Below are 13577 nucleotides of genomic sequence, written 5' to 3' on the forward strand. Positions count from 1 at the left end.
CAGGCTGCGATCTTTTGATCTTGAAAACCCAAAGTCAAAAGATCGCAGCCTTCGGCAGCTCCTACAGGGGTCAGCGGCGTTGCAGGAGGCCGCGTAGCCCGAGGATGGCCGGGATGCCCAAGCCCAGCCAGCTCAGCGTATCCCACACGCCATCGCCGAGCAGCGCGGCAAACAGCCCCGCCGCGCTGAGCAAAGCAATCACAGAGGGTGCGGCAAACACCTTCCAGAAATTCGACTGGCGAGGCTTCATGCCACGCTCTCCGCTTTTTCCAGCACGGGTTTGGCGGCCTTGCGCCGCACCACCCACAAGTAGACGCCGCTGGCGAGGACGATGATGGTCAGCACATCCAGCGTCGCCCAGAGAATTTGCATCGGCATGCCGCCGTAGTCACCGAAGTGCAGCGGCTGCGACATGCCCATGGCATCCATGTACCAAGGGCGCTCCGCCACGGCGGTGACTTGCAGTGTGCTGGCGTCGATCAATACCGGCGTCAGCAGGTGCGAGGTCAGGTGCGTACTGCCTTTCATGAACACCGCGTAATGGTGCTCGCTGGAAAACCGCGTACCGGGGAAGGCGATGAAGTCGGGCTGCATGCCCGGCGCGACTTCCTTGGCAATGTCGAGCAGGCGCGTGGCCGGCGCCAGTTGCGTCAGCGGCGGTGCATCGCGGTACGGCGCGACCATCGCGCTCAGGCTGTCGTTGCGCCACGCGGCGATCAGCAGGTCGGCACAGGCGCTGATCACGCCAGTCACGCCGACTACCAAGGCCCAGGTCAACGTCACCACGCCGATCAGGTTATGCAGGTCGAGCCAGCGCAGGCGGGTGGACTTGTCCTGGCGCACGGTGGCGAACTTCAAGCGCCGCATGAACGGCAGGTACAACACCGTGCCGGAGACGATTGCGACAACGAACAACAAGCCCATGAACGCCAGCAACAACTTGCCCGGCAGGCCGGCAAACATGTCCACGTGCAGGCGCAACATGACCATCATGAAGCCGCCGTTGGCCGACGGCATTTCCAGCGCTTCGCCGGTGCGGGCGTCGAGCATGAAGGTGTGCGACGAATTGGGCTCGGTGCCCGCCGTGGCCGCCATGATTGCAATGGCGGCATTCGGCTCGTCTTCGTCGAAACCGAAGTACTGCATGACCTCGCCGGGACGATGCTTTTCAGCGGCCTGCACCAGTTGCTGCAAATTCAGCTGTGGGGTGTCCGCCGGCATCACCTTCAACTCGGCGGCATCGCCCAGCAGATGGTCGATCTCGTGGTGAAAGATCAACGGCAGGCCGGTCAGCGCCAGCATCAGCAGAAAGACTGTGCAAATCAGGCTGGTCCAGGTATGGACGAAGGACCAGCGGCGAATTGTTTTACTTTTCATTTCATGACCCTCAGAAATACCAAAGCCGTCCTTGATGGACGGCCTGGGTACTGGGCGTGTCAGATCAAGCCATTACCACTTGTAGTTCACGCCGGCAATGACGCTGCGCTCGTCACCGTAGTAACACCAGAAACCGTCGCAAGTGGAGATGTAGTCCTTGTCGAGCAGGTTCTTCGCCGTGACATCGACCGAAACTCCTGCCAGTGCCGAATTGAGACGGCTCAAGTCGTAGTGCACGGCGGCGTCGTACACGGTGTATGACCCTACGTGCGAGTTGTCGGTGTTGCTGGTGCTGCCATAGGTGTCACCGACGTAACGTACGCCTGCACCTACGCCGAAGCCGTCAAGGAAACCGGCATGCCAGGTGTAGTCAGACCACAACGACGCCTGGTTGCGTGGCACCAGTTTCATCCGGTTCCCCTTGTCGGCGCCCTTGAGGATTTCGGTGTCGGTGTAGGTGTAGGAACCCACCAGTTTCAGGTTGTCGGTGACGTCCGATGTGGCTTCGAGTTCGATGCCGCGTACTTTCAGTTCACCAATCTGGCTGGTGACGTTGTTTTGCGTAACCGAAACGTTTTGCTGGCGCAGATCAAATGCCGCAGCGGTCAACAAAGTACGGCTGCCCGGTGGCATGTACTTCACGCCCACTTCGGTCTGCTTGCCTTCAGTCGGTTTGAACGAGCTGGTAGCGTTGACATCAGCACCCATCGATGGCTGGAACGATTCGGTGTAGGAGATGTATGGAGTGATCCCCGAATCGAACACGTAGCTCAGGCCGGCGTTGCCGCTGAAAGCCTTGTCGCGTTGGGTGTTGGTGGCATCGTTCTGATTATTGAACTGCGTTGCGGTGTGGATCCAGTCTTCACGACCACCCAGGGTCAGGCGCCATTTATCCAGAGAGATTTGATCCTGAGCGTAAAGGCCGGTCTGGTTAGTCTTCTGGTTGTAGTCATAGAAGGTGGCGTAGGCAACGTTGGAGAAATCCACGCCGCGAATCGGGTTGATCACGTTGCTCGGAGGCGCACTGCCTTCCAGCCATTTGTAGTTGGTGTTGGTGCGCTGGTGATCCAGGCCCAATAACAGGACATGGCTCAGTGGACCGGTCTGGAAGTCGGCCTGGAAATTGTTGTCCACGGCGAACTGGCTGATGTCTTCGTCAACCTTGTCGACCAGGCGGGCCAGGGTGCCATCTGGCGAGACTGAGTTACCGAACGACGCATAGGCTTGCTGGAATTCCAGATCGCTCTTGGTGTAGCGCAGATTTTGCTTGAACTGCCAAACATCGTTCAGGCGATGGTCGAAGGCGTAACCCAACGCATAGTAAGTACGGTCGTAATGATCGGAGTCCGGATCGCCGAGATTCTTATGGTGCGAAATCCCTCCGGCATCCGAATACAGCTTGGTGCCTTGCAGCGGCAGGAACTGACCGGAGACCCCGGTATCGTCGCGGGTGTACTGCGAGAGAAAGGTCAGGTGCGTATCGTCGTCGATGTTCCAGGTCAGGCTCGGCGCGATGTTGTAGCGTTTGTCGTCGGTATGGTCGACCGGCATGCCGCTGTCGCGAACCACGCCGTCGACGCGGTACAGGAACTGACCTTCGTCATCGAGTTTGCCGGTGCTGTCGAAGTTGATCTGCTTGCGGTTGTTGCTGCCGACTTCGGCACGCACTTCGTTGCTGGCAATGGCATCGGGGCGACGGCTGACCATGTCGAGCATGCCACCCGGAGGGGTCTGGCCATATACCGAAGAGGCTGGACCGCGCAGCAGGGTGATGCGCTCCAGATCCCAGGTTTCAACTTTCGGGTTGGCGTAGGATCCCTTTGGCAGCGGCAGGCCATCGAGAAACTGAGTCGGTTCAAAGCCACGTACGCGCAGCCAGTCGGCGCGAGAATCGCTGCCGTAGCTGCTCGCGATCACGCCCGGCATGTAACGTACGGCGTCATCGAGGTTTTGAACGCCGCGATCTTCCATTTGCGCTCGGGTGATTACCGACATCGAACGAGGTGCTTCGACGATCGGTGTGTCGGTCTTGGTGCCAGCAGCGGTGCGAGTGGCAACATAGCCTTCCACCGGGCCCCAGGCATTTTCGACGTTTTCAGTGCCAATCACGCTAGTGGCCGGCAGGGCCATCGCGCCTTCAGGCACTGGGGCAAGGCTGAACGTGCCTGTGCCGCTTTGTTCCAGTTGCAGACCGGTGCCGCGCAGGGCTTCACGCAGGGCGCCAGCGCCGTCGAACTGGCCGTTGACCGGTGCCGAAGTCTTGCCCGCAGCCAATGTTGGATTCAACGACAGCGCCAGACCGGCCTGGCTGGCGATCTGGTTCAGGGTGCTGGCCAATGGCGCGGCCGGCAGGTTGTAGGCACGAACGCTGGACGCCTGTTCAGCGGCGATCAGTTGGCTGCTCACCAAAGGGGTGCAAAAGGCAATGGCAACCGCCAGCAAACTGGGGCGCAACAAGGTGTCTAGCGAACGGGACATACAGCGGCTCCTGAAAGGGAATACTTCTCAATTGCCTAGGTGCCGAACGAAAACCAAAAAGTGATAGGGCTGGATGAAAATAATTTCGATTCAGTAAATGCGTTGAAGCTAAAGGCCCCATCGCGGGCAAGCCTTGCTCCTACGGGTTTTGTGTCGTTCCCATTATTAACGAACAACACAAACCCTGTAGGAGCAAGGCTTGCCCGCGATGGCGGGTTGATTGACCCCACACCTCTCAGGGCTTGGCGTCTGTCTTGGCCGCCACCGTCACCCACCACTGCGTATGCTGTTCAATCTGCACCGGCAACGTCGGCAGCAGGGCGCTTAGGGCCAGGTCGGTGTTTTGCAGCGGGAAGCTGCCGGTGATCCGCAGGTCAGCCACTTCCGGCGCCACACCCAGATGCCCACGGCGATAACGGCCGAGTTCGTGCACCAGATCTTCCAGTCGCGCGTTGTCCACCACCAGCATGCCGCGCGTCCAGGCGTCGGCGCCGAGGTTGAGCGCCATGATCTGGCCCAGGCCGTCATTGCGGATCAGCACTTGCTGGCCTTCGCGCAGAATCTGTTCGTCAGCGCTCGATTGCGGATGGGCGGCCACCGCCGACTGCAACACGCTCAGGCGCGTGCCTTCTTCCTCGCGCTTGACCAAGAATCGCGTACCCAGTGCGCGCATGCTGCCTTCGCGGGTCTCGACAATAAACGGCCGGGCGTCGCCATGGCCGGTTTCGACGAGGATTTCCCCTTCCTGAAGGACCACCAACCGCTGCTTTTCGTCGAAGCGCACGTCCACGGCACTGTGGGTATTGAGGTTGATCAGCGTGCCGTCGGACAGGCGAATGGTGCGTTGTTCGCCGGTAGCGGTGCGCTGGTCGGCAAGCCAGTAGTCGACTGGCAAATAGCGCTCACCGGCAAACAACGCCAGGCCAATCACGGCGACCACGCTGGCCAGACCGCTGCCGAGCTTGCGCACCCGGCGGCGAATGCCTTCGCGCGATTGCAGCAGGGCCGTGCGGGCCGGGCCGCTGGCGACGCTGAAACGCTGGTCGAGCATGCCCAGTTGGCGCCACGCCCGTGCATGTTCTTCGTGGGCGGCGTGCCATTTGGTGAACTCTTCGCGCTCCACCGGGTTGCCGGCGTCCAGGGACAATTGCCAGGCGATCGCCGCATCCAGCACTTGCGCCGACACCGGTTTGGAACTGACCGGGCTCATGTCGGCTCACCGTACAACGCGATGTAGCATTGGCGGACGCCCTGGGCCAGGTACTGGCGCACGCGAGGTACGGACACACCAAGGCGTTCGGCGATTTCCGCGTGCCCCAGGCCATCGAGACGGTTGTAGAGAAACGCCGCTCGCGCCTTGCTCGACAGTTTGCCGAGCAGGCGATCGATGTTTTTCAGGTCTTCGAGGATCATTTGCTGTTCTTCCACCGACGGTTGCTCGGCTTCGGGAATCAGCATCAGTTCGGTGAGATAGGCCTGTTCCAGCGCGGCGCGGCGGAAATAATCAAACAGCAGGCCCTTGGCGATTGCCACCAGGAATGCCCGTGGCTCGCGCGGTTCTTTCAGTTCTTCGCGGCCCAGCAAGCGCACGAAGGTGTCCTGGCTCAGGTCCTCGGCCCGTTGCGGGCAGGCGACGTTGCGCCGAAGCCAGGCCAATAGCCAACCGCGATGGTCGCGATATAACGCACCGACGAGCTCACTTTGAGGGCTTGGGACTGACGACACGCAGCATCACCGATTGGGAAGTGTTAACTAACGAGAATTGTTCGCGATTGTGGCAGAGGCGAGGAAGGGAAAGCAATTGGCATTGGTCGGGTGATTTGGATTGGCGCAGAACCCTGAGCTGCCGAAGGCTGCGATTTTTTGACTTTGACTTTTAAGATCAAAAGATCGCAGCCTTCGGCAGCTCCTACGCAGGCATCATCGCTATTAGAAGGAGGGTGATTGTTGCCGCCGCTTCCACTGATTCAACCGCTGCTGCAGATTCAACGGGCTATGAATCTGCTGCTGCCGTGCACGGCTGAACAGGATCAACGCCAGTTCGGCGGTGGCCAAGGCATCGGCGCTGGCGTTGTGGCGCTCGAACACTTCCAGCTTGAACCAGTCGATCCATTCGTCCAGTCCGGCCTCGCGGATGTTCGCCTGCGGGCAGAGCAGCGGGGCGATGTCCGCTACGTCGAGAAAGGTGTGCTGCAATTTGTAGCCCAGATGATCTTTCAGCGCCCGGCCAAGCATGTGCTGGTCGAATGGCGCATGAAACGCCAGCAACGGACTGTCGCCGACGAACTCCATGAAATCGAGCAACGCCTCGGCAGGATCGCTGCCGGCGGCGATCGCACTGGGGCCGATGCCGTGAATCAACACGCTGGGACCTAGTTTGACTTCGGTGCATTGCAGGGTGCGTTCGAACTGCTGGCTGAAATCGATGGCGCCATCCTCGATCACCACCGCGCCGATCGACAGCACCCGGTCCTTGTTCAAGTTCAGCCCGGTGGTTTCCAGGTCAAGCACGATCCAGCGCTGCTCACGCAGGCTGCATTCACTCATCCCGCTCGCGGGTAGCAAGCGTTGCAGACGTTGTTGCAATTCACCGGACAGGCTCGGGGCGGCGGGACGCAGCCAAGAGAACAGACTCATAATTGATACCGCAGCGCCAGACTGCTTTGCAGGCGTTGCGCCTGACGCAGGGATTCACGCAGGATCCGCCGGTCCAGATGATTGAGGCTGTCGGGATCGACGCGGTTGGAGTAAGGCAAATTCTCCCGCGTCTGTAGCTGATGTTGCTGCATGCGGGTTTGCTGAATGAAGTGATACGCCTCTTCGTACGCCGCGCCGTCCAGCGGCTCGATGATCTCTTTGTCCACCAGTTGGCGAAAGCGCTCCAGAGTGTTGTTCGTTTCGATGCCATGGGCGAGGGTGAGCAATCGGGCGCCGTCGACGAAAGGGGTCAGGCCCTGAATCTTCAGATCCAGCGTGGCTTTCTCGCCATTTTTCTTCGCCAGTACGAACTCGCGGAAACGTCCTACGGGTGGGCGATTGCGCAATGCGTTTTCGGCCAGCATGCGCTGGAACAAACGGTTGTCGCTGACCTGGTCGAGAATCCCGCGACGCAATTGTTCGCAGCCTTGCTCGCTGCCCCAGACCACGCGCAAATCGAAATAGATGCTCGAGCCCAGCAGATTTTCCGGCGTGGCCTCGCGGATGAACGCGGCAAAACGACGGGCCCATTCGACGCGGGACAAACACAGTTCGGGGTTGCCGGCCATGATGTTGCCCTTGCACAGGGTGAAGCCGCACAGCGCCAGGCTGTGGTTGATCTGGTGGGCGATGGGCAGCAATTTTCCGCGAATCTCCGCAGCATGCGCCGCGTCGCGGGCTTCGAACAGAATGCCGTTGTCCTGATCGGTGTGCAGCGTCTGTTCGCGTCGACCTTCGCTGCCGAAACACAGCCAACTGAACGGCACGCCAGGGTCGCCTTTTTCCGCCAGGGTCAGCTCGATCACACGGCACACGGTGTGGTCGTTGAGCAGGGTGATGATGTGAGTGATCTGGGTCGAGGACGCACCGTGAGCCAGCATGCGTTCGACCAATTGGCCGATCTCGCCACGGATCGCCACCAGGTTTTCCACCCGAGGCGCATTGCGGATGGTTCGCGCCAGATGCACCAGATCCACCCGTTGCAGGGAAAACAGATCGCGCTCGGAGACTACGCCGCACAAGCGCTGATCCTTGACCAGGCAAACGTGGGCGATGTGTCGCTCGGTCATGGCGATCGCTGCATCGAACGCACTGTGATCGGGCGTCAGGTAAAACGGCGCCCGGGTCATGTGCCGCTCGATGGCTTCCTTGAAATCACCGACTCCGCTGGCCACCACATGACGTAAATCGCGCAGGGTGAAAATGCCCAGCGGCGCCTGGTGCTCGTCGACCACCACAATGCTGCCGACCTGCTGCTCATGCATCAGGGTCACGGCTTCACGCAGGGGCGTGGCCGGGCTGCACATCACCGGATGACGCATGGCCAATTCGCCCAAGCGGGTGTTGAGCGAATACTGGGTGCCGAGGGTTTCCACGGCTTTTTGCTGGACTTGCTGGTTGACCTGATCCAGCAGGCTGCTCACGCCACGTAGGGCGAAGTCGCGAAAGGTGTTGGAAATGGCGAATAGCTTGATGAACGCCAGCTTGTTGAGCTGTAGGCAAAAGGTGTCTTCGGCGGCCAGATGTTCGGTGCGGGTCGCCCGTTCCCCCAGCAGTGCGGCAAGAGGAAAGCATTCGCCAGTGGTGATTTCGAAAGTGGTTTCGTTGCCGCCCTTGGCTGAATGCGGACGCTCGCCCACCACCCGACCTTGTTTGACGATGTAAAAGTGCTCAATCGGGCCATCGGCAGGTTTGATGATGCTCTCGCCCGGCGCATAAAAACGCAGCTGACATTGCTCAACCAGGTACGCCAGGTGTGCGTGTTCCATCTGATTGAAGGGCGGGAAACGCTGAAGGAATTGCAAAGTGCCCTGGATGTTCTGCAACACCGCGGTTTTCCCTGCCTGTGTGAAGGCGTCCGCTTTACTCATAACCATTACCGCAGTCTTTTTTGGATTTGTTGTTGTCGGATGACTCACCCATGGTCGACCCCTGCGGTCAGGGTGCCCATTGGACGTAAGTCTAGGTAGGCAATCAGTGTGATGGAATGTCGGAAAAACCTTACGCAATTGAGAGAAAAAGCTCTCTATTCTGCTATTGGAAAAATATCCGACGAAGTGCACATTGAAGCTCTGTCCAGCGATGTCTCACCACTGTGCCAGGGAACTGAATTGAACATGTAGAGAACGCCATGTCCGACCACGATATTTTGAGTGACGCCGAGCGCGAAGCGCTGAGTGCCGTCATGCAGGAACCCGACCTGCCGCCGCAGCGGGTGCTGATCGTCGACGACGATAAGGACGCGCGAGAGTTGCTGTCGGAAATTCTGGCGTTGGACGGCATTCGTTGCATGACAGCGGCCAGCGGCGAAACTGCACTCAAGATGCTTGAAGAGAAACCTTCGATTGGCCTGGTGATTACCGATCTGCGGATGCGAAACGTGGATGGCCTGGATCTGATCCGCCAAGTGCGCGAGTCAGTGCGGGCGGCAATGCCGTTCATCATCGTTTCCGGCGATGCCGAACTGGAGGACGCGATTGCCGCGATGCATTTGAGCGTGGTGGATTTCCTGCTCAAGCCAATCGATACCGAAAAGTTGCTGGGGTTGGTCAAGCATGAGTTGGGGATGGATCTGTAAACGCTAAAAAATCAGCTCCACAAAAAAAGCCCTGATCTTTCGATCAGGGCTTTTTCATGTCCGGCGCAAATGCTCAGTTACAGGCCATTGGCAGCCTTGAACTCGCGACGACGACGGTGCAGAACCGGCTCGGTGTAACCGTTCGGTTGCTTGGTGCCTTCGACCACCAGTTCGACGGCTGCCTGGAAGGCGATGTTGCTGTCGAAGTTCGGTGCCAGCGGGCGGTACAGAGGGTCGTTGGCATTCTGACGGTCAACCACCGGCGCCATGCGCTTGAGGCTTTCCATCACTTGTTCTTCAGTGACGATGCCGTGACGCAGCCAGTTGGCGATGTGCTGGCTGGAAATACGCAGCGTTGCACGGTCTTCCATCAGGCCGACATCGTTGATGTCCGGCACTTTCGAACAGCCAACGCCCTGGTCGATCCAGCGCACTACATAACCAAGGATGCCCTGGGAGTTGTTGTCCAGTTCGTTCTTGATCTGTTCGGCGGTCCACTGCGGGTTCACCGCCAGCGGGATGGTCAGGATGTCGTCCACCGATGCGTGAGCACGTTTGGCCAGTTCGGCCTGACGGGCGAACACGTCAACCTTGTGGTAGTGCAGCGCGTGCAGGGCTGCGGCGGTTGGCGAAGGTACCCACGCGGTGTTGGCACCAGCCAGTGGGTGAGCGATTTTCTGTTCCAGCATCGCCGCCATCAGGTCGGGCATGGCCCACATGCCTTTACCGATCTGCGCACGACCTTGCAGGCCGGTGCTCAAGCCGATATCGACGTTGGAGTTCTCGTACGCGCCGATCCACTTTTCCGCCTTCATGTCGGCCTTGCGCACCATCGGGCCGGCTTCCATGGAGGTATGGATTTCGTCGCCCGTGCGGTCGAGGAAACCGGTGTTGATGAACACAACGCGCTCGCTGGCAGCCTTGATGCAGGCCTTGAGGTTGACCGTGGTGCGGCGCTCCTCGTCCATGATCCCGACTTTCAGGGTGTTGCGCGGCAGGCCCAGCAAGTCTTCGATGCGGCCGAACAGCTCGTTGGTGAACGCCGCTTCTTCGGGGCCGTGCATCTTCGGCTTCACGATATAGACGGAACCGGTGCGGGTGTTTTTGCGCGAGGTGTTGCCATTGAGGTTGTGCAGCGCCGCCAGGCAAGTCACCAGGCCGTCGAGGATGCCTTCCGGCACTTCGTTGCCGTCTTTATCGAGGATCGCGTCGATGGTCATCAGGTGGCCGACGTTGCGCACGAACAACAGCGAACGACCGTGCAGGTTCACCGCGTTACCGTCGACACCGGTGTAGGTGCGGTCGGCGTTCATGGTGCGGGTAAACGTCTTGCCGCCCTTGGCGACTTCTTCCGACAGGTCGCCCTTCATCAGGCCGAGCCAGTTGCGGTAGATCACCACTTTGTCATCGGCATCGACGGCGGCAACGGAGTCTTCGCAGTCCATGATGGTGGTCAGCGCAGCTTCCATCAGAATGTCTTTGACACCGGCTGCGTCGGTCTGGCCGACCGGGGTGCTGGCATCGACCTGGATTTCGAAATGCAGGCCGTTGTTTTTCAGCAGGATCGCGGTCGGTGCCGAAGCATCGCCCTGGAAGCCGATCAGTTGCGCGTCGTTACGCAGACCAGTGTTGCTGCCGCCTTTCAGGGCGACCACCAGTTTGCCGTCGACGATCTTGTAGCTGGTGGAATCGACGTGGGAGCCGCCCGCCAATGGCGCCGCTTCGTCGAGGAAGGCGCGGGCGAAGGCGATGACCTTGTCGCCACGAACCTTGTTGTAGCCTTTGCCTTTTTCCGCGCCGTCAGCTTCGCTGATGGCGTCGGTGCCGTAGAGCGCGTCGTACAGCGAACCCCAGCGGGCGTTCGAAGCATTGAGAGCGAAGCGGGCGTTCATCACCGGCACCACGAGCTGTGGACCGGCCATGCGGGCGATTTCTTCGTCGACGTTTTGCGTCGTTGCCTGGAAATCGGCCGCTTCTGGCAGCAGATAACCGATGTCTTGCAGGAAAGCTTTATAGGCCACGGCGTCGTGCGCCTGGCCAGCGCGTTCCTGGTGCCAGGCATCAATACGAGCCTGGAAATCATCGCGTTTGGCGAGTAGGGCTTTGTTCTTCGGCGCCAGGTCATGAATGACCTTGTCGGCACCGGCCCAGAACTTGTCGGCGGTGAGGCCGGAACCGGGAATGGCTTCGTTGTTCACGAAGTCGAACAGGACTTTGGCGACCTGCAGGCCACCGACTTGAACGTGTTCAGTCATTGCTTGCCTCACTCTGCTCAGCTATTTCGCTTTTCAGCTCTTCAATTTAACAATGAAGCCTCTGGCCATTTAAACCACAAACCCTGCGACCAGTACATGCCATTTCTGACGGCTGGGTGGGGACCAATCAACGGCTTGAGGGCCTTGCTGACGGGGCTTTCAGGGATGCGACTGCGCCTGTGGCAGACATCGATCCAACGTTATGTAGTGCGCGCTGCGGCATACTACATGATGAATTGCGCTTGTGAAAATCAGACTAATAACGTCGTTCTGCGACCCCATGACGCATTGCAGTCACGGTGGGGTGCGTGATGTTCTCAAAAAACTACCGGATTGTTCCAGTTAAATATAAGAAGTTGTACACATAAAATCCGCGGCGCTGCTATGGGCACCGAATCCGGCCCCTTGCCTATACTTGGTTTTCTATAACAAAAGTCATGACCAGAGGGCTGCGCCATGGACCACCTCGTACTCACCGTATTCGCACCGGACAAGCCAGGGCAGGTCGAGCGCATTGCCCAATGCATTGCCGAGCAGGGCGGCAACTGGCTGGAGAGCCGCATGTCGCGCATGGCCGGGCAATTTGCCGGGATTCTTCGGGTGGGGGTGCCGGCCGAGGCCTACGACGCATTGGTCGATGCCCTACAGGCGTTGTCCGCCCACGGCATTCGCGTGTTGATCGCCGAAAGCGGCATCGAACAATCCTGCACCTGGAAACCGATCGCCATGGAGTTGGTGGGCAATGATCGTCCTGGCATCGTGCGCGATATCACCCGCCTGCTGAGTGAGCAGGGCGTCAACCTGGAGCGGCTGGTGACGGAAGTGCGCCCGGCGCCGATGAGCAGCGAACCGCTGTTTCACGCCGAAGCGATTCTCGCGGTGCCGCTGACACTGTCGTTGGACGTTTTGCAATCGCGCCTGGAAACCCTGGCGGACGATCTGATGGTGGAATTGGTGCTGCGCAGTGAACCCTGATCGGGTTATCCAAGTTAAACGTGCACCTGCCTGTGGATAACCTGTAGAGACAGCCCGCCAGGCCACGTCGGCCGGGGCCTTTCAGGATTTGATCAAAAAACCAGCAGTTTCAGTAACTTGCGCACAAACGCCGGGGATCATGCTGTGGATAACCTTTGGAAGGAACTCTACAGGCCACGGGAATCGTGGCTTGTAGAGGTTTGTACGTTTTTTGATCAGCTACGACGGCGCAGACTTATCCACGCATCGACGCTGTAAACCGCTAGGCCGGCCCAGATAAACATGAACGCCACCAGCGTGCTGGACGATAAGTGTTCGTTAAACAGCAGCACGGCTTGCAGCAGCACCAACGTTGGCGCCAGGTACTGGAGAAATCCGAGCGTGGTGTAGGGCAAATGCCGGGCAGCGGCGTTGAAACAAACCAGCGGCACCAGCGTGACCGGCCCGGCCGCCACCAGCCACCAGGCTTCGGACGTGGTCCAGAACTCGGCTTGGGCACTGTGGGCAGTCGGATTGAACAGCAACCAGGCAATGGCGATCGGCACCAGCATCCAGGTTTCCACCACCAGCCCCGGCAGCGCCTTGACCGGTGCCTGCTTGCGAATCAGCCCGTAGAAACCGAAAGTCAGCGCCAGCACCAGCGACACCCACGGCAGACTGCCAACCTGCCAAACCTGTTGCGCCACGCCGACGGCCGCCAGGCCCACCGCAATCCATTGCATGCGCCGCAACCGTTCACCGAGGATCAACATACCCAGCAGCACATTGACCAACGGGTTGATGTAGTAGCCGAGACTGGCTTCAAGCATCCGCCCGTTGTTCACCGACCAGACATAGGTCAGCCAGTTGGCCGCGATCAACGTGCCGCTCAAGGCCAGGATCGCCAGACGTTTCGGGTTATCCCGCAACTCGCGCCACCAACCCGGGTGCTTCCAGACCATCAGCAGCAAGGCGCCAAACAGCGCCGACCACAGCACGCGGTGGATGATGATTTCCACGGCGGGTACGTTGGCGATGGCTTTGAAGTAGAGCGGGAAAAGTCCCCAGATGATGTAGGCACTCAGGCCCAATATGTACCCGCGGCGCGGGTTGGCGGCTTGCATGCAGAATCCTTGCTTAGGCAGCTAACAAAGAAGGGATTGTAGGGCGGTTGTATAGATGTGTCGCTTCTGAAAGTTAAAAGATCGCAGCCTTCGGCAGCTCCTACAGGGGAATGG

Annotated in this window: 11 protein-coding genes; 2 read left to right on the forward strand and 9 right to left on the reverse strand. The window is 59.5% G+C overall.

Going from position 1 to position 13577, the window contains the following annotated elements:
- Window positions 1–70: 70 nt before the first annotated feature.
- The 7 genes from ACW9JC_RS11000 to ACW9JC_RS11030 form a co-directional block, all read right to left on the reverse strand.
- The gene (locus ACW9JC_RS11000) at window positions 71–250 is read right to left on the reverse strand and encodes a hypothetical protein (RefSeq protein ID WP_457455009.1); all 180 of its coding nucleotides are present in this window, start codon (window positions 248–250) and stop codon (window positions 71–73) included.
- Window positions 247–1377: a PepSY-associated TM helix domain-containing protein gene (locus tag ACW9JC_RS11005; RefSeq protein WP_457455010.1), complete on the reverse strand. Its 1131-nt coding sequence runs from the start codon at window positions 1375–1377 to the stop codon at window positions 247–249. Before ACW9JC_RS11005 ends, ACW9JC_RS11000 begins: the two co-directional genes overlap by 4 nt.
- Window positions 1378–1449: 72 nt before the next feature.
- Complete coding sequence (locus ACW9JC_RS11010; RefSeq protein WP_457455011.1) at window positions 1450–3855, reverse strand: TonB-dependent siderophore receptor; 2406 nt, start codon at window positions 3853–3855, stop codon at window positions 1450–1452.
- 235 nt (window positions 3856–4090) lie between these two features.
- Window positions 4091–5065 carry a FecR domain-containing protein gene (locus ACW9JC_RS11015; protein ID WP_457455012.1) on the reverse strand — a complete coding sequence of 325 codons (975 nt, stop codon included), beginning with the start codon at window positions 5063–5065 and terminating at the stop codon, window positions 4091–4093.
- On the reverse strand, window positions 5062–5580 hold the full coding sequence (locus tag ACW9JC_RS11020; RefSeq protein ID WP_338583564.1) for an RNA polymerase sigma factor: 519 nt from the start codon (window positions 5578–5580) through the stop codon (window positions 5062–5064). The genes ACW9JC_RS11015 and ACW9JC_RS11020 overlap by 4 nt, the downstream gene beginning before the upstream one ends.
- 204 nt (window positions 5581–5784) lie before the next feature.
- Window positions 5785–6492, reverse strand: coding sequence for a 3'-5' exonuclease (locus tag ACW9JC_RS11025; RefSeq protein ID WP_457455013.1), 708 nt, complete (start codon window positions 6490–6492; stop codon window positions 5785–5787).
- Complete coding sequence (locus tag ACW9JC_RS11030) at window positions 6489–8429, reverse strand: putative nucleotidyltransferase substrate binding domain-containing protein (protein WP_457455014.1); 1941 nt, start codon at window positions 8427–8429, stop codon at window positions 6489–6491. Before ACW9JC_RS11030 ends, ACW9JC_RS11025 begins: the two co-directional genes overlap by 4 nt.
- A 254-nt stretch (window positions 8430–8683) precedes the next feature.
- Here ACW9JC_RS11030 and ACW9JC_RS11035 point away from each other — a divergent pair, with 254 nt between their 5' ends.
- Complete coding sequence (locus tag ACW9JC_RS11035; protein ID WP_338583559.1) at window positions 8684–9130, forward strand: response regulator; 447 nt, start codon at window positions 8684–8686, stop codon at window positions 9128–9130.
- A gap of 77 nt (window positions 9131–9207) precedes the next feature.
- Here the strand turns inward: ACW9JC_RS11035 and ACW9JC_RS11040 are convergent, their stop codons facing one another.
- The gene (locus ACW9JC_RS11040; RefSeq protein ID WP_457455015.1) at window positions 9208–11385 is read right to left on the reverse strand and encodes a malate synthase G; all 2178 of its coding nucleotides are present in this window, start codon (window positions 11383–11385) and stop codon (window positions 9208–9210) included.
- A gap of 456 nt (window positions 11386–11841) precedes the next feature.
- On the opposite strand from ACW9JC_RS11040, the gene ACW9JC_RS11045 reads away from it, so the two are divergent.
- Entirely contained in the window at window positions 11842–12360 is a 519-nt protein-coding gene (locus tag ACW9JC_RS11045; RefSeq protein ID WP_150736351.1) for a glycine cleavage system protein R, read from the forward strand.
- 215 nt (window positions 12361–12575) lie between these two features.
- Here ACW9JC_RS11045 and rarD read toward each other — a convergent pair whose 3' ends face one another.
- Complete coding sequence (gene rarD, locus ACW9JC_RS11050) at window positions 12576–13463, reverse strand: EamA family transporter RarD (RefSeq protein WP_416127594.1); 888 nt, start codon at window positions 13461–13463, stop codon at window positions 12576–12578.
- Window positions 13464–13577 lie beyond the last annotated feature (114 nt).

Source organism: Pseudomonas sp. SDO5591_S426 (genome assembly GCF_054070755.1).

Coding starts and splice junctions, on each gene's coding strand:
- ACW9JC_RS11015 (WP_457455012.1), bottom strand. CDS start 5,065: ATGAGCCCGGTCAGTTCCAAACCGGTGTCGGCGCAAGTGCTGGATGCG.
- ACW9JC_RS11030 (WP_457455014.1), bottom strand. CDS start 8,429: ATGGTTATGAGTAAAGCGGACGCCTTCACACAGGCAGGGAAAACCGCG.
- ACW9JC_RS11005 (WP_457455010.1), bottom strand. CDS start 1,377: ATGAAAAGTAAAACAATTCGCCGCTGGTCCTTCGTCCATACCTGGACC.
- ACW9JC_RS11000 (WP_457455009.1), bottom strand. CDS start 250: ATGAAGCCTCGCCAGTCGAATTTCTGGAAGGTGTTTGCCGCACCCTCT.
- ACW9JC_RS11025 (WP_457455013.1), bottom strand. CDS start 6,492: ATGAGTCTGTTCTCTTGGCTGCGTCCCGCCGCCCCGAGCCTGTCCGGT.
- ACW9JC_RS11010 (WP_457455011.1), bottom strand. CDS start 3,855: ATGTCCCGTTCGCTAGACACCTTGTTGCGCCCCAGTTTGCTGGCGGTT.
- rarD (WP_416127594.1), bottom strand. CDS start 13,463: ATGCAAGCCGCCAACCCGCGCCGCGGGTACATATTGGGCCTGAGTGCC.
- ACW9JC_RS11035 (WP_338583559.1), top strand. CDS start 8,684: ATGTCCGACCACGATATTTTGAGTGACGCCGAGCGCGAAGCGCTGAGT.
- ACW9JC_RS11045 (WP_150736351.1), top strand. CDS start 11,842: ATGGACCACCTCGTACTCACCGTATTCGCACCGGACAAGCCAGGGCAG.
- ACW9JC_RS11040 (WP_457455015.1), bottom strand. CDS start 11,385: ATGACTGAACACGTTCAAGTCGGTGGCCTGCAGGTCGCCAAAGTCCTG.